We start from the raw sequence: 19,417 nt of genomic DNA on the forward strand, positions 1-19,417 counted from the left end.
AGGGAAGCAATTGCTTCCCTTTCTTTTTATTTAGTTACCTCAAAGGTATTGTTGTCCATGTTTATGTCGGCCATTCGTTGTGAAGGGTCAATACTGACAGATTTTACTGCTTTGGCAGCATTAAAGGTATAGGTAGGGTGGGCAAAAGTCCAATCGGTTAAGGTGGTTCCTTCCGTTGGTTTTGCGCCTCTCATCATGCGTAGCGGAATGGTAAACTGTTCTTTTTTACCATCGGTATAGGTAACCTCAACATCGATAGGCATCGGCATCGTTCCGATACGCTCCAAAGTGATTTCCTTACCGTTTACGCTTTTAACACCGTAGTCGATAGTATGTGTTGTTTGCGTCCATTCGTTTAAATACCAATCGAGGTGAATACCTGAAACTTTTTCGGCTGTTCTTTTGATATCGTTTGGCGTAGGGTGCTTGAATGAAAAATCACGGAAGTATTTTAACAATGTCTTAGCGACGTTTTCTTCTCCGATAATGTACTCTAACTGGTACAGGAAGATACTTCCTTTTGAGTAGCTACCCATTCCGTAGGCCATGTTCGTGTGGTAACGGTCAGCGTGGGTAGTTAGTGGTTCTTCAGCGTTGTTGCGAACTACGTAATTATAATATTGGTACGAACCTTTGTGTGGGTTTGTTTTGTTGAGATTCATGATCTCATTTTCTGCCTTGTTAGAGATGTAGGTAGTAAATCCTTCATCCATCCAAGGGTGTTTGGTTTCGTTGGTTGCGAGTAAAAACTGGAACCAGGTGTGGGCCAATTCGTGTGCAGTTACTCCAAACAAACTTCCCCAGCTGCGCTTTCCGGTAATTAAGGTACACATAGCATACTCCATTCCACCGTCACCTCCTTGCATTACAGAATACTGTTTGTAAGGGTATTGTCCTACGTGTTTGCTAAAATACTCCATCAACTCTGCTGTTTTAGCTGGTAACTTTTTCCAGTTTTCCAAATACTTAGCATCGAGGGTTTCTTTGTACAAGAAGTGTAATACAATACCGTTGTCCATAGTCAAAGTATCGTGAATGTACTCAGGGTCTGCTGCCCAAGTAAAGTCGTGTACATTGGGAGCTTTAAAGTGCCATGTAAGTTTTTTACCTTTTGGTTGCTTTACTTTTTCGCCTTTTTTCTCATAACCATGTCCTACATTTTGTGGGTTTTGTAGGTAACCGGTTCCTCCTACTGTATAGGCTTTGTCGATGTGTAAGGTTACGTCAAAATTACCCCAAACACCGTGAAATTCTCTTCCGATATACGGAGGTGTATGCCAACCTTCAAAATCGTATTCTGCCATTTTTGGATACCATTGGGTCATTGAAAAGGCAACTCCTTCGGAACTATTTCTTCCAGAACGACGGATTTGATTCGGTACTTGTGCATCAAAGAGCATATCAAAAGTAACGCTTTCACCAGGTTGAATAGGCTGGTTGAGTTGTACTTCTAAAATGGTTCCTACGGTTTCATAGGATACCGCTTTTCCGTTCTGTTTAAGACTCTTCACCTTGATATAACCAATTTCAGAAGGCTTTAATTTACTGATGCGATCTTTTACGCGTTTGTCTGGATCTTGGATGTTTCTCGAGCGCACATCCATTTGTGAGTTGGGTTGGAAGGCGTTGAAATACAGGTGGTAGTACACGTTGTTTAATACGTCAGGAGAATTGTTGGTATAGACCAATTTTTGAACTCCTTTGTACTGAAATTTTTTGACATCTACATCGATGTCCATCGTGTAGTCAGCGTGTTGTTGCCAATAGTTGTTGGCAGTTGATGATTGCTGAATTGGGTTGTTTTGCTGTTGCTTAGCAGAAGCACAAGCAATTATAGAAAGCAAACTTACCCCTAATAAAAATTTTTTCATTTGCTAATAAGTTAAAAAAAAAGAGCATTTTAAAATGCTCTTTTCAAATATAGTGAATTATTTGGTTTTTACTTTCTACCGTTCACCATTCTATCAGCCATGCGAACTGCATTGTAAGCGTTTACTACACGACCTGAAACAGATAAGTCAGCAAAAGGAACCATTAAAGGTTTTGCACCACGTCCTCCAGTACCTGGCTTCAATACGTCGAAGTCAATTTTTGTACCTGAGTTCATTAAGATGTGCTTTACTTGACTCGCGGTTAATTTTGGATAGTACGAACGGATTAAGGCAGCAACACCAGCAGCATTTGGAGATGCCATTGACGTACCGTTAAATTTCTTGTACTCGTTTTCTGGAGTTGTTGAATAGATTTGTACACCAGGAGCGAATACGTCAACGTTTTTCTTACCGTAGTTTGAGAAACCAGCAGGTAATTCTTCGTTGTACTTAGCACTCATAGCTCCTACCGTTAAGAAGTTGTCAGCAACTTCATTTTGTAAGTCTGGAGCATCGTTCGGGAATGTTTTTTCAACATCGATATCTTTACCGTCGTTACCAGCAGCATTTACGATTAACACATCGTGTTTTGCAGCGTATTTGATAGCGTCGTAAACCCACTCTTTGTTTGGAGAGAAGGCCTTACCAAAACTCGTGTTGATTACTTTAGCACCGTTGTCAACAGCGTAACGAATTCCTAAAGCTACATCTTTATCGTACTCATCTCCGTCAGAAACAGAACGCACTGCCATAATTTTTACATTATTAGCAACTCCATCCATTCCTTTATTGTTGTTACGAGTAGCTCCGATGATTCCTGATACGTGTGATCCGTGAGCTTCACCAACTTCAGAGTGTCCTGTGTTACCATCACCTGATCCTGGCTTGTCATTGATATCGTATGCATTGTCACCTACTACTTCACGGTAGTTTGTTTTAAGGTTTTCTCCCTTGATAGTTTTTTCAGCGTTCTCTACTAATTTTTCTAATTCTTTAACAGCGTCATCTAAAGAAGGAACGAACTGATACATATACAATGCAGCAGAAACACTTTTCTTTAAATTTTCGTCTTCTGTTTTGATAGCTTTTACTTGATCAGCAGTATAATCTGCTTTTCCGAAGTGCTTCGTCAATGCTTCGTGTGCTTTTTTAGTACCGTCTAGCATTTGTGCATATCGTCCTTTAGATGCTTTTGCTTCACCAACTTTTTTAGCTTGGTAGGCTTTAACTTCAGCTAAAGTTTCGGCATCAGCAACTGATGGGTTCATTAAGATACGCTCGTACTCTAGGTGTTCTTTGTACGATTTTCCTAGGAAGTTCCATCCGTTAATATCGTCAACATAACCGTTTTTATCATCGTCAATTCCGTTTCCTGGGATTTCTTTTTCGTTTACCCAAGCAACATCTTTTAAATCTTCGTGTTTTAAATCAGTACCACTGTCAACTACACCGACGATTACCTGTGTACTTTTCTTTCCTTCTAAAAACTTATAAGCTCTGTTTACACTCATTCCAGGAATAGAATCTGCTTCCAAGTCTAAGTGTTGCCAATTTTCTTTTTGGTAGTCTGTTAAAGGCGCCTTTTTAGCGGGAATGTTAATTGCGGTATTGCTTCCTGCAGGAACAGGAATTTTACTGATTGAAGAACAACCTACTAGGGCTGTCATTGCCATTGCTGAATAAAAAGCGGGCTTCAAAACTCTCATAATATAAATTGCTTAATTAAAAATGTCTGTAAATTTATAACTTTCCTTTAAACGAACGCCTTTTTCTGTGTGTTGTACGGTACACAATTCGTTATGTGCATCGTGTTCTAGAAAGAGGTAAAACTCCTTGTCGGCAGCTTCGTTTAAAAATACTTGTTTCTCTTTGATGGTAAGTAGCGGGCGTGTGTCGTAGCCCATAACATAGGGGAGTGGAATATGACCTACAGTGGGGAGTAAATCGGCCATAAATACGATGGTTTTTCCTTGGTAATTGAGTTTTGGGAGCATTTGCTTTTCCGTATGGCCATCGACAAAAATCACATCAAATCCCAGTTGGTCTTTGGCATTTCGATGTACGAAATTCAATTGACCATTTTGTTCGATGGGTAAAATGTTTTCTGATAAAAAAGAGGCTTTTTCGCGCGCATTAGGTTGAATTGCCCATTGCCAATGGCGGTCGTTACTCCAAACTTTGGCATTTTTAAAGGCGGGCATATATCCTGTTTTATCGGCATTCCACTGAATAACACCACCGCAGTGGTCAAAGTGTAAATGCGTTAAAAAAACATCGGTTATATCATCTCTGTGAAATCCGTATTGTGCTAGCGAACGGTCAAGGCTATGGTCTCCGAAAAGGAAGTAATACCCAAAAAACTTGTCTGATTGTTTGTTACCTAGTCCGGTATCAATTAAGGTCAACCGATCACCGTCTTCGATAAGCATACAGCGGAGCGCCATATCAATCATATTGTTTCCATCTGCTGGATTGGTGCGTTGCCAAATAGATTTGGGAACCACGCCAAACATGGCGCCACCATCCAATTTGAAATTTCCAGTTTCTATAGGGTATATTCGCATAAGAACAAAGATGGTGATTTTTCGTGAATTTTTTGTTAAGGAAATCCAAAAACCGTTTGCAAACGTTTAAGATTTTTGATTCTTATTTGGTGCTTGTCAGGATTTAGATTCCAAAGCGAACAGGATTGGAGGAAGTATTTTTGAAAGAAGCGGTATCGTGGAGGTACTTCTTGCATGTTTAGAAAGGACAGTAGCTAGTGTACAATGATTAGACTCCAAGTGCTTTCAGTTGTGTTCTGCATCCCTGCAAGACTATTTTTCTGATGTGAAGCAATTTTTGGGTTCAATAGTTCAACTGTTGATCGGTTAGGGGCTAGTCTTTAAACCTACCTTCTTTATAAGCGAGAATAAGGAGGTCGAGCAGTACTTTTTGGTTGACTTATGGAGAATAGCTACGAACATGGATGGAATACATGCTGTATTTTATATGGTAATTCTTTGTTATGTATTATCGGTAAACCTTTTGATTACAGAGACTAATTTGAATATTGTTGCAGATAGTTCCTTCAGATATTTATTGAAATTGTCAATTCACCTCAGTTATTTTGGAAGGTAGGAATACCCGTTAAAAAAGGTATAAGATAAGTGCACAGCGGGATCGGTAATGTTCCTAAATTTTAGCGTTCACGTCTCCAAACATCGTATTGAATAGAAGGCAGTCCTATATCTAATGCCCTTCTATTTTTATTGTACTTCGCAAAGTCTTCTTTTCTCAAATTGCTACCGCTATACGTACCGTATATTTGATTTTCACCTCTGTAAATGTACATCTGATCAACCAGGAGGGCATAGGTATACGGAGAACAGACTCCTCGTGCTACAAATTTTTTTATTTTAGGAAGAAAATAGGTCGTTCTACTGCTGTCGTTGGTATGTAACAAAAGGGTTTCGATACCGTAAAAGGAATTATCGATATGATAATTTCCGACTACCAGCTCATCCGGATAAATCTCTTTATCAAATAGACTTTTAAGTATTTTTTCATTTTCTAGGTCTGTCTGTTTCATTTTATCGGGATTGTCCTCGTTTGACCTGTAATATTGGTCTTGTTCCAGCATGGCACTCATTTGAGCTCTTAACTTCAAGTCGACACTTGCCAAATACATCTTCTTGAGTTTTTCATAGCTGGTTTCAATTTTGTACTTACGGTAGGCTTCTTTTAAAATGGGGTGTGCGAGTACAGCTCTTTTTCGGATTCCATATGTTGAAAAACATCGTTCCAGATCTGCTTTCGATATTTTTTTATTGGAGTTGGCTTTACTTATCAAATAGTAAAAATACTCGTTGGTTCTAAACCCGTTTCTAAAGTCGTACTTTTTATAAAGGCTATCAAATATTAAATAGGCTTGTTCATTTTTACCAACAAAAAGTAAGCTATCTGCTTTGGCGATAGACAAGTAATAGTATTTGTAATCTAAGTCGTTACTTTTTGTAGTGGTCGTTGCGCAACCCAAACAAAAAATGATCCATAGCGCTGTAAAATATTTCATAGTAGTTTAGAGAATTCAAAGGATTAAAAACCTGACCTTTCTCGGTAGTTTAAGATCAAAAATACGAGGTTTAAGTCGGTACTTTGCAAGGGGGCGGAAAATAAAAAAGATCGGTGTAGGTGCTCTGGCAAAGAAGGATGATGTCGATAGCAAAAAACACCAATAGTAAAAAGGATTCTCTACAAAACTAAAAATCCTGAAAACCGGATGGTTTCAGGATTTTTTGAGGTGTCGAGCGGATTCGAACCGCTGTAGATGGTGTTGCAGACCACTGCCTAGCCACTCGGCCACGACACCTAATGAATTAGGACTGCAAATTTACACCTTATTTTAGTTTATGCAAATGTTTTTTTAGTTTTTACGCGTCTCTTGTAAAACAATAACTACCTGCTCAACATCACCGCCAATAGGTGGATTAATTTTGGCAACGCTCACCTCCGCTTCTGTTACCATAGGTAACTCGTTAAAAATGCGATCGATAATTCGCTTGGCAACGTGCTCTAATAGCTTTGAACGAATGGCCATTTCTTCTTTTACGATGTGATTTAAATGCACGTAATCAACGGTGTCTTTTAATTCGTCTGACTGTGCTGATTTTTGTAAATCGGCTTTTATTTCTAAATCTACTCTGTATTCAGAGCCAATTTTTCCTTCTTCTTCCAAACAGCCGTGATTGGTGTAAAGGCGTATGTTGTTAACTCGTATGATTCCCATAGTACAAAGATACTGATGTTTTAGTGGATGCCGTAGTACTTTTTTTAAAGAAGCTAGGACAAAAAAAGAGCAGCTCATGGCTGCTCTTCGGTTTTATTTTACAGTGAATTTTTGCGTGGCATTGGCCAATCGGATCAAGTACGACCCTTTTGGAAGGTATTGCACGCCGTTTTTCGCTTTTTTGAGTTCGGTCTTCGGTGCTTTTTTACGGAAGTTCTTAGCGCCTTTTTTGTTCATTGAAACGTCGTAGGTCACGCTGTTGAATCCCTTAGTTAAGTTCACCGGTTTGCTGTAAACTAAGGCGTCGTCGAACAGTACTTCCAGCGTCGCTGTTTGTGCTTTGGTACTGAAGTACACTACCGTAACTTCTGGAGTACTCGGTTGTAACCATCGACTCCACGAATTTCCCCAATAACTGCTTTTTCTAACTGGGGCTACAGGAAACAATTGCGAGGCATTTGTGTCGTTGAGGTTTTGTAGGGCTTTGATGTTGGTGGTGTACAGGCTACGGCCATGGGTACCTATGATGAGGTCTTTGGCTTTAGGCTGAATTACCAAATCGTGCACGGCTACCGGTGGTAGTTGACTAAAAGGTTGCCAAGATGCTCCAGCGTCGAGGCTTACATAGGCGGCATTGTCGGTACCGAGATACAGCACATCTGGGTTTTTGGGGTCTTCCTTGATCACGTTAATAGGTGCAAGTGGAAGGTTATTGCCAATGTTTTTCCAGGTGTTTCCAAAGTCGTCAGAGACGAACACATAAGGTGTAAAGTCATCGTTTCGATACCCGTTTAAGGTGGCGTAAACACGTTCTTTTTTGTGCTTAGAAGCAATAACTCTACTTACCCATAAATTTTGTGGTAGTGATGTTGCGATATTTTTCCAACTTCCACCACCATTTTTACTCAGGTGAATAAGTCCGTCATCAGAGCCTACGTACAATACGCCAAACTTAAAGGGACTTTCTGAAATGCTGGTGAGTGTACCATAGGCGACATTTCCTTTTTTACCTCCCTGTGTTAAGTCACCAGAGATAGTTTCCCAAGTTTTTCCTTGGTTCAGAGAGCGGTGTAACTTGTTTCCTCCGAGGTATAAAATATCTTCGTTGTGTTTGGATAACTGTATGGGGGTTTGCCAATTAAAGCGGTAAGGAGTTTCTCCGAGTTCATGTTTTGGCTGAATATAGCGTTGTTGTCCGGTTGCTCTGTCAATGCGGAAGTAGTTTCCGAATTGATATCCGGTAAATACGATGTTCGGATTTCTCGAGTCAACGGCTACTTGCATACCATCGCCACCCATAATACTTTGGTAAGGATTTTTTCCGGTTTGCTTCCAGCGCTTGTCCATTTTGGCATTGTGGTCAGCAACCCAAACTCCGTTGTCTTGCAACCCTCCGTATACTTTGTAATTTTTTTGTTGGTCGGCATACACCGCGTAGAATTGTCCTACAGCAGGAGCGTTGAGTTTGGTCCAGCTAGCTCCGTCGTCATAAGAGATGTTCAAACCGCCGTCATTTCCATCGATGAGGTGCCCTGAGCGTTTAGGATTTACCCATAAGGTTTGGTGATCGGCATGGACGTTTTCTTTACTGATAGAAGTAAAGCTTTTTCCGCCGTCTTTTGATTTTAAGATAGGTACCCCTAATACGTAAATGGCATTTTTATCGCTAGGATCTACACGTACCTCTCCAAAGTAATAACCATATGAATAAAAGAGATCGTCGATATAGCCTTTATGAGTTTTTTTCCAAGTTTTTCCTCCGTTTTCAGTACGGTATACTTCTGCTCCTATCACAGGAGTATCGAATAAAAGAGCGTTGGCATTTTCCAGATACTTAGCGAGGTCAGCAGGTTTAACTGCTCCAGAGCGCACGAGTTGTTTTACGTTTTTTGCGCGATATTTTTCTTGAAATCCATTCGATTTCAGGTAAGTATTTAGTTTTTTATCGCTTAGAGCGAGGAGAGCTTCTTTGCTCATCGACTTAAAATCGTCTTTGGTCAAGGCGTGTGAGCTACTTTTTTGTTTGCTGTCCTTTTTGCGTCTAAATTGATTGTCGTGAATGGCGTAGACCGTATTTTGGTCGAAAACCGCCAATCCAATTCGTCCAACACCTTGTCCTTTCGGAAAGCCATTACCGTCGGTGATTTTTGACCAAGTATCTCCACCATCACTACTTTTATAAATAGCAGAATGTGCTCCGTCACCATCAAAATTCCAAGCCTTTCGCTCGCGTTCCCAAGCGGCAGCATAAAGTACCTTGGGATTATCAGGTGCGCGCTGCATATCGATAATTCCGGTATGCTCGTTAATATAGAGTTTGTGTTGCCAAGTTTTCCCTCCGTCTACCGATTTAAATATTCCGCGTTCTTTGTTCGGAGTATAAAGGTGTCCGATAGCTCCTACAATGATTTCGTTCGGATTATCGGGATTGAGTAAAATACGTCCGATGTGATGACTGTCAAAGAGACCTGTATGTTGCCATGTTTTTCCACGGTCTGTCGATTTGAGGATTCCAATTCCGGCATAAGATGAACGAGAAGAATTATCTTCTCCAGTACCTACCCATATAGTGTGGTTTTTCCAATCTACGGCGATATCTCCTACGTTTTGCGTAGGGGCGGTATCGAGTACTGGTTTAAAGGTGGTTCCGTTGTTTTGTGTGTACCATACACCTCCTGAAGCGTATCCGACATAAAATTCTGTAGGATCCGACGGATTTACCGCTAGGGCGACCACGCGTCCACTCATTACAGTAGGACCGATATTGGTGAAAGAGACGTTTTTAACAAGTGAATGCTTATGTAAGTTTTGCTGAGTGTCCAAAGAAGCTTTTAAAGCGTTTGCAGTACTTGCTTGCTGTCCAAAAGTAGCAACAGAAAACAAAGCAAAAGCTGAGGTTATTAGCGCTTTCATTTAGTTGTTGATTTGGTTTATAAGCAGGAAAAGTACTATTTCCTTTAAGCTATTTCAAAAAATTAACAAAATTTAAGAAACCCATTAGGAGGTTTGCCGAACAAGCTGCTAAAAAATATAGTAGATTTGTGAAGTGTCGATACACCTCACCATGGTAACAGGCTAAATGGTTTTTAATCAGGTAGTACTGGGTGGATTAATTTTAATACTGTTTTATGAATATAGGTATACTTTCAGTTAGTGATCAAATTTACTCTACGAAAAGGCTGTATGAAGAAGCGCTCAAAAGAGGGCATGAAGTAGCCATCATAAATCATTTGGAGTGTAGCATTGTATTGTCGGGAGGCCGAAAAAAAATCTTGTACGAGGGAGAAGATATAATTGACGAATTCGATGTGATTATTCCGCGAATCGGAGCTTCGGTAACGACGCAAGGAGCTGCCATTGTAAAAGAGTTTGAGTTAAACGAAGTATTCAGCACAGCGCGCTCACTGGGTATTTGGAGGTCGCAAAATAAGTTGCGTACGCTTCAATTGTTAAATAGTAAGCAGTTGCCCATACCCGATACCTTATTTTCAGCAACGCCGATCAATTTAAAGTCACAACTCAAAGCCCTCGGAGGTCCTCCAGTAATTATAAAACTTCAAGAGGGAACTCATGGTATGGGGGTGATGCTCGCAGAAACTGAAAAATCGGCGAGTTCCATCATCGATACGTTACACACGATGAACTCTAGTTATTTGTTACAAGAGTTTATCGAAGAGAGCAAGAGTGAAGACATTCGTGCCTTTGTCGTTGGGGGGGAAGTGGTTGCCGCAATGAAACGAAAAGGGACCGACGACGATTTTCGTTCGAACTTGCACCGAGGTGGTACTGCTGTGGCCATAAAAATATCGGCAAAAGAAGAAGCGATGGCAGTAAAAGCGGCACATTATTTAGGGCTGCCAGTTGCCGGGGTCGATATGATACGATCCAAAAAAGGTAGTTTGATTATCGAAGTGAATTCAACTCCGGGCTTACAGGGAATTGAGGCCTATGCTCGTGTCAATGTAGCCGCCGCTATCATTAAATTTTTAGAAAGTAAATGGAAATCAAAACCTATAAAAACCAAGAAATAGTTATACGTGGTGAACGTATTGGTTTGGGAGAGAGTAGTCTGATTAAAATTCCAGTTGACAGATTGGCAACAGGGACCTTGATCGAAATCCCCGTATACGTCTTTAACGGAGAAACTCCGGGGCCTACAGTGTTATTACAAGGAGGCTTACACGGCGACGAAATTAATGGGGTGGAGTTAATTCGACGCATGTTAATTGACAAGCGATACAAGATTACAAAAGGCTGTGTGATAGTGGTTCCGCTACTCAATGTATTCGGTTTTTTGAACCTTGCCCGTGACATGCATGGAAAAGATGTAAATCGCAGTTTTCCAGGAAGTAAAAAAGGTTCTTTGGCGAGTAGTATGGCAAATTTTATCAGCAAGGAACTCATTCCGTTAATTGATTTTGCTATCGATTACCATACGGGAGGTGCCCAGCGAAACAACTATCCGCAAATTCGATATACGCCCATCGATGCACGAGCGGCGAGTTTGGCCAAGCTCTTTGCAGCTCCTTTTGTGTTTCCTTCACGACTGATTTCGAAATCGTTCAGAAATGAGTGTTTTAAGCAAGGGGTGCCTGTTATCGTGTATGAAGCAGGAGAATCACTGCGTTTAGACGAGTTTGCCATAGAAAAGGGAATAGAGGGAACTTTGCGAATTCTCAAGCATTTTGAAATGATTGATGAACAGGTTCACTTGCCTAGCTTGCAGCAACCTGTGTATATTGCCAAGCGCAGGTGGATACGTGCCAAAGCTGCAGGTCTTTTTAGTGCAAGCGTGTACAACGGAGCCGCTGTTACCAAAGGTATGGTATTAGGAACCATTGTGGACACTTATGGTGAAACGAAGTTCAGTGTAAAAGCCCCAAGTGACGGCTATATTATTGCCCTTAATTTTTTTCCGGTCATCAATAAAGGTGATGCACTTTTCCATTTTGGAATGAGCGAGGGACAAGAAGAGTAAAAAAATACTTGTTTAAATCATTTATTTTTAGTTACTTTAAGGGCTAGCTAGCAAAGAGAAATCAAAAAATCAAGAATTTAATTTTTTAGCTTACTTACAGGAGCTCCCGACAGCGATCTTTCGGGAATGCCGTAGCGCAAACAGCTGCTAAAGGTTCTTTGGAACTCCATGAGTTCTGGGAGGAGGCCTTGGGGCGCAATACACCACATACGTGAGTATTGTTTTAGGTAGTGGTTTGAGAGGTATCGCGACTACAGACGTCTGTTATGGTGTTTTTTTGTTGATAATTGGTCTTATAAAAACACGAGGAGTGAATGATAAGAAGTAAGTAGAATGAAGGGTGAAAGATGCCGAAAGGCATCTTTCTTTTTTATTGCTAACTACGATTTTTCTCAGTTTTTACAAAACTGCTGAATTCCTTGTTAATTTTAGGGGCAGTTACTGCATAATTACACCCTTTTTGGTTAATTTTGGATTTGATAATAAGAGTATTTACGACATGAAATATAACGCAATAGATCGCAATTTGTTTATTCAAAATCGCAAGAACTTTTCAGCTGCGATGAAGCCAAAGAGCATCGCCTTTTTTAATTCAAACGATATTTATCCGGTAAGCGCTGATAGTACGCTTCCTTTTGAACAACACCGTGACATTTTTTATTTGAGTGGTGTAGATCAGGAAGAGAGTGTGTTGGTGTTGTTTCCCGACTGTCCGAAACCTGCGTACAGAGAAATTTTGTTTTTACGTGAAACCAATGAACACATTGCCGTGTGGGAAGGAGAGAAACTCACTAAGGAAAGAGCGGAGGAAGTAAGTGGAATTACCACTGTTTTTTGGTTACAAGACATGCAGAAAGTGATTTTTGAGCTAATGAGCTATGCAGAAGTATTGTATATCAATACCAATGAGCACTACAGAGCCAATGTAGAAACGGAAACTCGTGAGGATCGCTTTACGAAATGGTTGCGTCAGGAGTATCCAGCACATGCTGTGGCAAAGAGTAATCCGATATTACAACGCTTGCGTTCTGTTAAAAATCAAGTAGAGTTAGATTTGATTCAAAAAGCCTGTGATATTACCGAAAAGGGATTCCGTAGAGTATTGGATTTTGTAAAACCCGGAGTTTGGGAATACGAAATTGAAGCTGAGTACATTCATGAGTTTATCAGAAATAGATCAAAGAAATTTGCTTATACGCCCATTATAGCCTCGGGTGCTAACGCCAATGTGCTACATTATATCGAAAACAATCAGCAGTGTAAGGCCGGTGATTTAATTTTGATGGACGTTGGAGCAGAGTACGCAAATTACTCCTCTGATATGAGTCGTACGATTCCAGTTTCGGGACGATTTACCGACCGACAAAAAGCGGTTTACAATGCGGTGAATCGCGTGAAAAATGAGGCGACTAAATTGTTAGTGCCAGGAACTATCTGGGCAGACTACCACGTTGAGGTTGGCAAAATTATGACCTCAGAGTTACTCGGTTTAGGGTTGTTAGACAAAGCAGCTGTGCAGAACGAAGATCCGAATTGGCCGGCGTACAAAAAGTATTTTATGCACGGTACTTCGCATCATTTAGGTTTGGATACGCACGATTACGGATTGTTACACGAGCCTATGGAAGCAAATATGGTATTTACCGTAGAACCGGGAATTTATTTGCCAGACGAAGGCTTCGGAATTCGCTTGGAAGACGATGTGGTTATCCAAGCCTCAGGAGAGCCGTTTAACTTAATGAGAAATATTCCTATCGAAGCAGAGGAAATAGAATCGTTAATGAATCAATAAAACAAAGCAAAAACGAAGGGCTACTAAGAGTCCTTCGTTTTTTTTGTCCTGAGCTTGATTTCTTTTTTGAGTTTGGGAATTACAGCATTGAAAACATTGTTTTCATCATTTAATAAAGTTTAACTGAGTTCACATAGCTATGCTTACACAATTACAAGATAGTATCATCCAATTTTCAGGTTGGGTATGGGGGATTCCACTACTGATTTTACTCATTGGTGGAGGTTTGTTTTTATTCCTTTATTCAGGGCTGGTTCCTTTTCGCTATATGCGACACGCCGTGGCGGTGTTAAGAGGAAAGTACGATAAACACGATTCACCCGGAGACCTCAGTCATTACGAAGCATTGTCATCTGCTATTGCCGCCACAGTGGGTATGGGGAATATTTCAGGAGTTGCCATCGCGATTGCCGAAGGAGGTCCGGGAGCTATATTTTGGATGTGGTTAAGTGCCTTTGTCGGTATGGCTACTAAATTTTTTACCTGTACGCTTTCAGTAATGTACCGCGGGAAAGACGAAGAAGGAAATGCTAAGGGAGGGCCGATGTACGTGATTACCGAAGGTTTGGGAAACCGCTGGAAACCACTAGCGATATTTTTTGCCGTGGCAGGATTGGTGGGTACCTTACCCGCTTTTCAGGCAAATCAGTTGACCCAAACACTTGTGGATGTCGTAGGGATATCACCCGAAAATACAGCGACGAGTAAGTTGGTTTTTGGGATAGTCATCGCCTTGATTACAGGGACTGTAATTTTTGGTGGAATCAAAAGAATTGGTAAAGTTGCAGGAAAGCTAGTACCCTTGATGGTAGTGTTGTACCTGCTAACCGTACTGAGTATTTTAATGCTTCGCATTGGAGAGGTTCCGGAGATTATTCAACTGATTTTTACAGATGCCTTTTCAGGAAAAGCAGTGTTGGGTGGTGCACTGGGAACCTTGATAATAACTGGAGTTAAAAGAGCCGCATTTTCAAATGAAGCAGGTTTAGGAACAGCTCCTATGATGCACGGAACAGCTAAAACCAATGAGCCTGTTCGCGAAGGATTAGTAGCGATGCTAGGACCGGCAATAGATACGCTGTTGGTGTGTACGCTCACCGCATTGGCCATTTTAGCATCTGGTATTTGGCAAGGATTTGATGGAAATGGGATTAGCTTGACCTTAAAAGCTTTTGATAGTGTACTGCCTTATAACCTCGGTAGTATAATTATTTGCATTTGCGTATTGATTTTTGCTTTTTCTACACTATTTACCTATTCTTTTTACGGGTTTAGTTGTTTGAGTTATTTGTTCGGGAAGCGTATCGGTGCCTATTACAACTGGATTTATATAGTGACGATTGTCATTGCCTCTACGATCAAATTGAAGTTTGTTATTAGCCTTATTGACAGTGCCTATGCCTTGATGGCGATACCGACTATGGTATCGACACTGTTGTTGGCTCCAAGAGTTCGCAGGGCGGCAAAAGACTATTTTTCGCGATTGAAATCGAATTTCGAAGCCGTTTAAAGACGGTAAAATCGGGTGGTTGGAAGCTGTGAAAGGTCGATAGAAAACACTTTTTTTGAAGGGATTTTTTTAGCGACGTCAGGGATGTATCCGCCCACAACATAGATGCTTTCATTAAAGTAAAATAGCGACGCACCTTCGAAAGGTGCGTTTACGCGATACTTGCGTAGCTGATTTTTGCCTGGATGATAACTGTATAAAAAGTTGTCGTGTAAGAGGTATAAGTGGTGACCGTCAGAAGTGAATCCGGGATTGTTGATCTTTTTTGGAAGGGTTTTAAGTACTTTCCAAGTATTGGTTTCGATGTCAAAGGAGCTAATAGCATACCCTTGTTTTCCTGTTTTACTCAGTCCATATATTTGGTGGTTTACGCTTAGACATTGGATTTCTTGCGGTGAAGGTAAGCTTCCGAAGCGATACCATTTGTCCGTGGTGGGTTTGTACAAAGTAATATCGTCTTTGTACAAGAAATGCGTTTTTTCTTTTCGTTTGGTGCGGCCACCAAAATAGATGAGGTAGTTTTCAAAACTGATGACTCCCGTATTGGTCGCTAGGTGTTTACTCTTGGTAGGCAGCGTTATTTGTTGGGTGATAGGGTCGAAAATTTCTAATTGATCCGCTAAGTATTCACGGGTTTGATTTTTAGAAAACCTGCGTCCACCACTCAGGTACACTTTTCCGTGATGGTAAACAGCACTGTGGTTTGCCCTTGGTAGCGTTTTACTGGCTAATAGGTTCCAGGTATTGTTCATAATGTCATAGCACCAAATATCCGAACTGTGTTTTAAGTACGTCTTATTTCGAAAGGCGATAGCAGACATTTCTCCAGGTGCTGTTTGGCCCGCGGGCGAACCGTAATCACCGGTTTCTTTAAAAGCATTTAGAAATCCGTTTTTTATGATAGAGTGGTCACCTCCAAACAGGTAAATTTTTCCATTTATTAATACAGAGGCACTGCCGAGGATTCCGCGTTGTAAACTTTTAAGTTCGTGGATGTGTAGTCGGTTTTCCAGTGTTGTACTGAGGTGTATTTCTTGCAGTTGGCTCAGTTGTTCTGTTAGATAAAAAAGCTGTTGATGCGACTGTTTTTTTAGATCGATTGTGCGGGGTTCGTACTGTACATGACTTACTTCAATAATTGCTGCATTTACAGGAACCTGCACGGTACCACTAGAGTCAGAGACAAAAATGCGATGGCTACTAGTTACGTGTACATCTGCAATTGGCAAACGTGTTTGAAGGTCAAAAAAGCGGAGTGTTCGGTCTTGTCCATAAGCTGTAGACAGACAGCAGCATAAGATTAGTAGGTACAATTTTTTCACAGCGCGCATTATTATAATTACCAGTCCTAAATATATTAATAAATATAGATAAGAAGATAGTTAAAATCCGTAATTTTGCCCTGCTAAAAATTCGATAAATGTACAGAACGCATACTTGTGGTGAGTTAAGAGCATCGCACATTAATACGGAAGTAACCCTATCTGGATGGGTACAAAAATCACGTGATAAAGGATTTATGATTTGGGTAGATCTTCGAGATCGTTACGGAATAACGCAGTTGATCTTTGATGAAGAGCGTACCAGTAAGGAATTGATGGAGCAAGCGAAAACTCTAGGTCGTGAGTTTGTGGTACAAGTGAAGGGAACTGTCATAGAAAGAGCTTCTAAAAACCCGAATATTCCAACCGGAGAAGTGGAAGTATTGGTGAGTGAGTTAACCGTTTTAAACGAGGCAAAATTACCTCCTTTTACGATTGAAGATGAAACGGATGGTGGTGAAGACTTACGAATGAAGTACCGTTATTTGGACATTCGTAGAAACCCGGTAAAGGAGAGTTTGATTTTCCGTCACAAGGTGTCTATGGAGGTTCGTAAATACTTGTCAGATAAAGGGTTTATCGATGTTGAAACACCGTATTTGATAAAGTCTACTCCAGAAGGAGCTCGTGATTTCTTAGTGCCATCACGTATGAATAGTGGACAGTTTTACGCCTTACCTCAAAGTCCACAAACTTTTAAACAGTTGTTGATGGTTGGGGGTATGGATAAGTACTTCCAAATAGTGAAGTGTTTTAGAGATGAAGATTTACGCGCAGATCGTCAGCCTGAGTTTACACAAATTGACTGTGAGTTAGCCTTTGTTGAACAAGAAGATATCTTGGAAATTTTTGAAGGAATGACACGTCATTTATTGAAAGAGATTAACGGGGTTGAGGTAGCTACTTTCCCTAGAATTACCTTTGACGAGGCAATGCGTACCTACGGTAATGACAAGCCAGACATTCGTTTTGGAATGAAATTCGGGGAATTAAATGCCGTTGCACAGCACAAAGAATTTAAAGTATTTAACGAAGCGGAACTAGTGGTAGGAATCGCAGTTCCAGGTGGAGCCTCATATACGCGTAAGGAGATTGATAAATTGATTGATTGGGTAAAGCGTCCTCAAGTTGGTGCTTTAGGAATGGTATATGTAAAATGTAACGAAGACGGTAGTTTTAAATCGTCAGTTGACAAGTTCTACGATCAGGAAGATTTGGCAAACTGGGCAGCGCAAACTGGAGCTAAAGCCGGTGATTTGATTTGTGTATTGTCGGGGAAAACGTCAAAAGTACGTGCGCAGTTAAGTGCCTTACGTATGGAAATGGCTGAGCGCTTAGGATTGCGAAAGCCAGATGAGTTTGCTCCGTTGTGGGTAGTTGATTTTCCATTGTTGGAACTAGATGAAGAAACTGGACATTACCACGCAATGCACCATCCATTTACATCGCCGAAACCAGGGCAGTTAGCCTTGTTGGAAACCGATCCAGGAGCCGTAAAAGCCAATGCTTATGACTTAGTATTGAACGGAAATGAAATTGGAGGAGGTTCTATCAGAATCCACGATAAGGAAACACAGGCGATTATGTTTAAGCATTTAGGATTTACACCAGAAGAAGCCAAAGAACAATTTGGATTCTTGATGGATGCTTTCGAGTACGGAGCACCACCACATGGTGGATTGGCTTTTGGTTTGGATCGTTTGGTCGCTATTTTAGGAGGTCAAGAAACCATTCGTGACTTTATCGCTTTCCCTAAGAACAACTCGGGAAGAGATGTGATGATCGATGCCCCAGCTACGATTGACAATGCCCAATTAGAAGAATTGAGTATCCAATTGGATTTGAAAGAATAATTATAAGAATACTAGCTGTATTGGAATCCCGTTTTGCATTGACAAAACGGGATTTTTTTTACTTCATTGCTAACTGAAGTATTCTTGATGAAGTAAGGGTAGTTTTGCCTTAAAAACTCATGACAAGTATTGATAGTATCTATTTGAACTTCGAAGAAACACGAAGGAGAAGTGAATTGGTTTGGCGCAGTATGAAACCGGAAATTTGGTATTGGAAACCGGATAAAGCTGCATTGAGTAGTATGGAAATGGTGCGTCACGTATTGGAAGGGGAGCATTTGTATCACAAAATTATACAGTATCGAGGTGATCTCGGGGACTATGTTTCTCCATGGGAAGGACGTACTTGGGAAGGAATTTCAGAAGAATTAGCCTTTGCAAAGAACTACAGAAACGACTTTATGGTTTGGCTGCGTTCCTGTTCACCAAACGATATGCATACGGTACGTATTGAACGAAAGGAGCTGAACCAAGTTAAATTTTTGGGGGATTATCTCAACCGAATGGTCTACCACGAAGCAGTCCATCTAGGGCAACTTCTGGGGTATTTACGTACCTTTGGAATGGAACGTCCTTTAATTTGGGACTGATAGGTATGGAAGAATTAGCGGATCGATTTGTGGAGTTAGCAGCCTTGTTGGGCGATAGGAGTCGGGCTAAAATCTTGTGGTGTTTGCTCGATGGTAAAGCCTATACTGCAGGGGAGCTAGCGACTGTTTCGGAGTTGTCATTGTCGGGGTGTAGTAACCACCTTCGAAAATTGCTCGAAGCCAAAGTGCTAAAAGTTATACCTCAAGGCAGGCATCGTTATTACAGTTTGTACGATGGGGAAGTGGCACATGCCATGGAAGCTTTTGCGAGTTTGGTGGGGGCTCCTATCCAACTCAAAGAGCGAAGGAGTTCAACTCCGGTAACCTTGCGCAAAGCGCGATCGTGCTACAAACACCTGGCAGGAGCCTTAGGCGTTGCGGTTTTTAAAGCGTTTCAGGACAAGGGGTATGTAGAAATTGTGTTGGATGAGGTATACGTGTCCGAACGGGGTCTTCGTTTTTTGGTAGCGCAGGGTATTTGTAAAGAATCGGAACCTGGATTGACTGCGAAACTGAAGCTGTGTTTAGATTGGAGTGAACGTGAACTTCACCTCGGTGGCTGGCTCGGAATTCACTTACTGCGCTGGTTACTGCAAGAAGATTGGTTACGACCCAGTAACGCGTCTCGGAAACTTACGGTCAGTGCCAAAGGCAAGAAGCATTTTAATGAAGTTTTAGGCATTGATACGGATGAATTATAGAATAGTATTGCAACATAAAAAAAAGCCTGTAA

The 19,417-nt window shown here is 41.0% G+C and carries 14 protein-coding genes and 1 tRNA gene; 7 read left to right on the top strand and 8 right to left on the bottom strand.

Features of this window, described 5'->3' with window-relative positions:
- Positions 1-26: 26 nt before the first annotated feature.
- From ACKTS5_RS00740 to ACKTS5_RS00770, 7 genes are all read right to left on the bottom strand, one after another.
- Complete coding sequence (locus ACKTS5_RS00740) at positions 27-1,871, bottom strand: M1 family metallopeptidase (protein ID WP_408041910.1); 1,845 nt, start codon at positions 1,869-1,871, stop codon at positions 27-29.
- Positions 1,872-1,939: 68 nt separating this feature from the next.
- A complete protein-coding gene (locus ACKTS5_RS00745) occupies positions 1,940-3,577 on the bottom strand; it encodes a S8 family peptidase (protein ID WP_408041911.1) in 1,638 nt (545 codons plus the stop codon).
- A gap of 12 nt (positions 3,578-3,589) precedes the next feature.
- Positions 3,590-4,435, bottom strand: a complete 846-nt coding sequence (locus ACKTS5_RS00750) for an MBL fold metallo-hydrolase (protein ID WP_408041912.1) — start codon at positions 4,433-4,435, stop codon at positions 3,590-3,592.
- A 617-nt stretch (positions 4,436-5,052) separates the two neighbouring features.
- Positions 5,053-5,925: a hypothetical protein gene (locus tag ACKTS5_RS00755; protein ID WP_408041913.1), complete on the bottom strand. Its 873-nt coding sequence runs from the start codon at positions 5,923-5,925 to the stop codon at positions 5,053-5,055.
- A 226-nt stretch (positions 5,926-6,151) separates the two neighbouring features.
- A tRNA-Cys gene (locus ACKTS5_RS00760) sits at positions 6,152-6,222 on the bottom strand.
- 54 nt (positions 6,223-6,276) lie between these two features.
- Positions 6,277-6,639 carry a dihydroneopterin aldolase gene (folB, locus tag ACKTS5_RS00765; RefSeq protein ID WP_408041914.1) on the bottom strand — a complete coding sequence of 121 codons (363 nt, stop codon included), beginning with the start codon at positions 6,637-6,639 and terminating at the stop codon, positions 6,277-6,279.
- Positions 6,640-6,732: 93 nt separating this feature from the next.
- Positions 6,733-9,552 (bottom strand): WD40/YVTN/BNR-like repeat-containing protein, encoded by a 2,820-nt coding sequence (locus ACKTS5_RS00770; RefSeq protein WP_408041915.1) that lies wholly within the window; start codon positions 9,550-9,552, stop codon positions 6,733-6,735.
- A gap of 215 nt (positions 9,553-9,767) precedes the next feature.
- On the opposite strand from ACKTS5_RS00770, the gene ACKTS5_RS00775 reads away from it, so the two are divergent.
- The 4 genes from ACKTS5_RS00775 to ACKTS5_RS00790 all read left to right on the top strand — a co-directional run bounded on the left by ACKTS5_RS00775 (position 9,768) and on the right by ACKTS5_RS00790 (position 14,919).
- Positions 9,768-10,670: an ATP-grasp domain-containing protein gene (locus tag ACKTS5_RS00775; protein ID WP_408041916.1), complete on the top strand. Its 903-nt coding sequence runs from the start codon at positions 9,768-9,770 to the stop codon at positions 10,668-10,670.
- Positions 10,637-11,617, top strand: a complete 981-nt coding sequence (locus ACKTS5_RS00780) for a succinylglutamate desuccinylase/aspartoacylase family protein (RefSeq protein ID WP_408041917.1) — start codon at positions 10,637-10,639, stop codon at positions 11,615-11,617. Before ACKTS5_RS00775 ends, ACKTS5_RS00780 begins: the two co-directional genes overlap by 34 nt.
- A 499-nt stretch (positions 11,618-12,116) precedes the next feature.
- Positions 12,117-13,409 carry an aminopeptidase P family protein gene (locus ACKTS5_RS00785; RefSeq protein ID WP_408041918.1) on the top strand — a complete coding sequence of 431 codons (1,293 nt, stop codon included), beginning with the start codon at positions 12,117-12,119 and terminating at the stop codon, positions 13,407-13,409.
- A 139-nt stretch (positions 13,410-13,548) separates the two neighbouring features.
- Positions 13,549-14,919: an alanine/glycine:cation symporter family protein gene (locus tag ACKTS5_RS00790; RefSeq protein WP_408041919.1), complete on the top strand. Its 1,371-nt coding sequence runs from the start codon at positions 13,549-13,551 to the stop codon at positions 14,917-14,919.
- Here ACKTS5_RS00790 and ACKTS5_RS00795 read toward each other — a convergent pair.
- On the bottom strand, positions 14,916-16,241 hold the full coding sequence (locus ACKTS5_RS00795; protein ID WP_408041920.1) for a Kelch repeat-containing protein: 1,326 nt from the start codon (positions 16,239-16,241) through the stop codon (positions 14,916-14,918). The two genes, ACKTS5_RS00790 and ACKTS5_RS00795, sit on opposite strands and share 4 nt — an antisense overlap.
- A 98-nt stretch (positions 16,242-16,339) precedes the next feature.
- Between ACKTS5_RS00795 and aspS the strand changes: the two genes are divergently transcribed.
- The 3 genes from aspS (at position 16,340) to ACKTS5_RS00810 (ending at position 19,385) form a co-directional block, all read left to right on the top strand.
- Positions 16,340-18,094 carry an aspartate--tRNA ligase gene (gene aspS / locus ACKTS5_RS00800; RefSeq protein ID WP_408041921.1) on the top strand — a complete coding sequence of 585 codons (1,755 nt, stop codon included), beginning with the start codon at positions 16,340-16,342 and terminating at the stop codon, positions 18,092-18,094.
- A gap of 119 nt (positions 18,095-18,213) precedes the next feature.
- Positions 18,214-18,684 (top strand): DinB family protein, encoded by a 471-nt coding sequence (locus ACKTS5_RS00805; RefSeq protein ID WP_408041922.1) that lies wholly within the window; start codon positions 18,214-18,216, stop codon positions 18,682-18,684.
- Positions 18,685-18,689: 5 nt separating this feature from the next.
- Positions 18,690-19,385 (top strand): ArsR/SmtB family transcription factor, encoded by a 696-nt coding sequence (locus ACKTS5_RS00810; RefSeq protein WP_408041923.1) that lies wholly within the window; start codon positions 18,690-18,692, stop codon positions 19,383-19,385.
- The last annotated feature ends 32 nt before the right edge of the window (positions 19,386-19,417 follow it).

The sequence above is a fragment of the Tenacibaculum litopenaei genome (assembly GCF_964514025.1).
GTDB lineage: Bacteria > Bacteroidota > Bacteroidia > Flavobacteriales > Flavobacteriaceae > Polaribacter > Polaribacter litopenaei.

What these genes read in the sequence shown, in the direction of transcription:
- ACKTS5_RS00740 (WP_408041910.1), bottom strand. Translation starts at nt 1,871, where the DNA reads ATGAAAAAATTTTTATTAGGGGTAAGTTTGCTTTCTATAATTGCTTGT.
- ACKTS5_RS00755 (WP_408041913.1), bottom strand. Translation starts at nt 5,925, where the DNA reads ATGAAATATTTTACAGCGCTATGGATCATTTTTTGTTTGGGTTGCGCA.
- ACKTS5_RS00785 (WP_408041918.1), top strand. Translation starts at nt 12,117, where the DNA reads ATGAAATATAACGCAATAGATCGCAATTTGTTTATTCAAAATCGCAAG.
- ACKTS5_RS00745 (WP_408041911.1), bottom strand. Translation starts at nt 3,577, where the DNA reads ATGAGAGTTTTGAAGCCCGCTTTTTATTCAGCAATGGCAATGACAGCC.
- ACKTS5_RS00790 (WP_408041919.1), top strand. Translation starts at nt 13,549, where the DNA reads ATGCTTACACAATTACAAGATAGTATCATCCAATTTTCAGGTTGGGTA.
- ACKTS5_RS00805 (WP_408041922.1), top strand. Translation starts at nt 18,214, where the DNA reads ATGACAAGTATTGATAGTATCTATTTGAACTTCGAAGAAACACGAAGG.
- folB (WP_408041914.1), bottom strand. Translation starts at nt 6,639, where the DNA reads ATGGGAATCATACGAGTTAACAACATACGCCTTTACACCAATCACGGC.
- ACKTS5_RS00810 (WP_408041923.1), top strand. Translation starts at nt 18,690, where the DNA reads ATGGAAGAATTAGCGGATCGATTTGTGGAGTTAGCAGCCTTGTTGGGC.
- ACKTS5_RS00750 (WP_408041912.1), bottom strand. Translation starts at nt 4,435, where the DNA reads ATGCGAATATACCCTATAGAAACTGGAAATTTCAAATTGGATGGTGGC.
- ACKTS5_RS00770 (WP_408041915.1), bottom strand. Translation starts at nt 9,552, where the DNA reads ATGAAAGCGCTAATAACCTCAGCTTTTGCTTTGTTTTCTGTTGCTACT.
- ACKTS5_RS00775 (WP_408041916.1), top strand. Translation starts at nt 9,768, where the DNA reads ATGAATATAGGTATACTTTCAGTTAGTGATCAAATTTACTCTACGAAA.
- aspS (WP_408041921.1), top strand. Translation starts at nt 16,340, where the DNA reads ATGTACAGAACGCATACTTGTGGTGAGTTAAGAGCATCGCACATTAAT.
- ACKTS5_RS00780 (WP_408041917.1), top strand. Translation starts at nt 10,637, where the DNA reads ATGGAAATCAAAACCTATAAAAACCAAGAAATAGTTATACGTGGTGAA.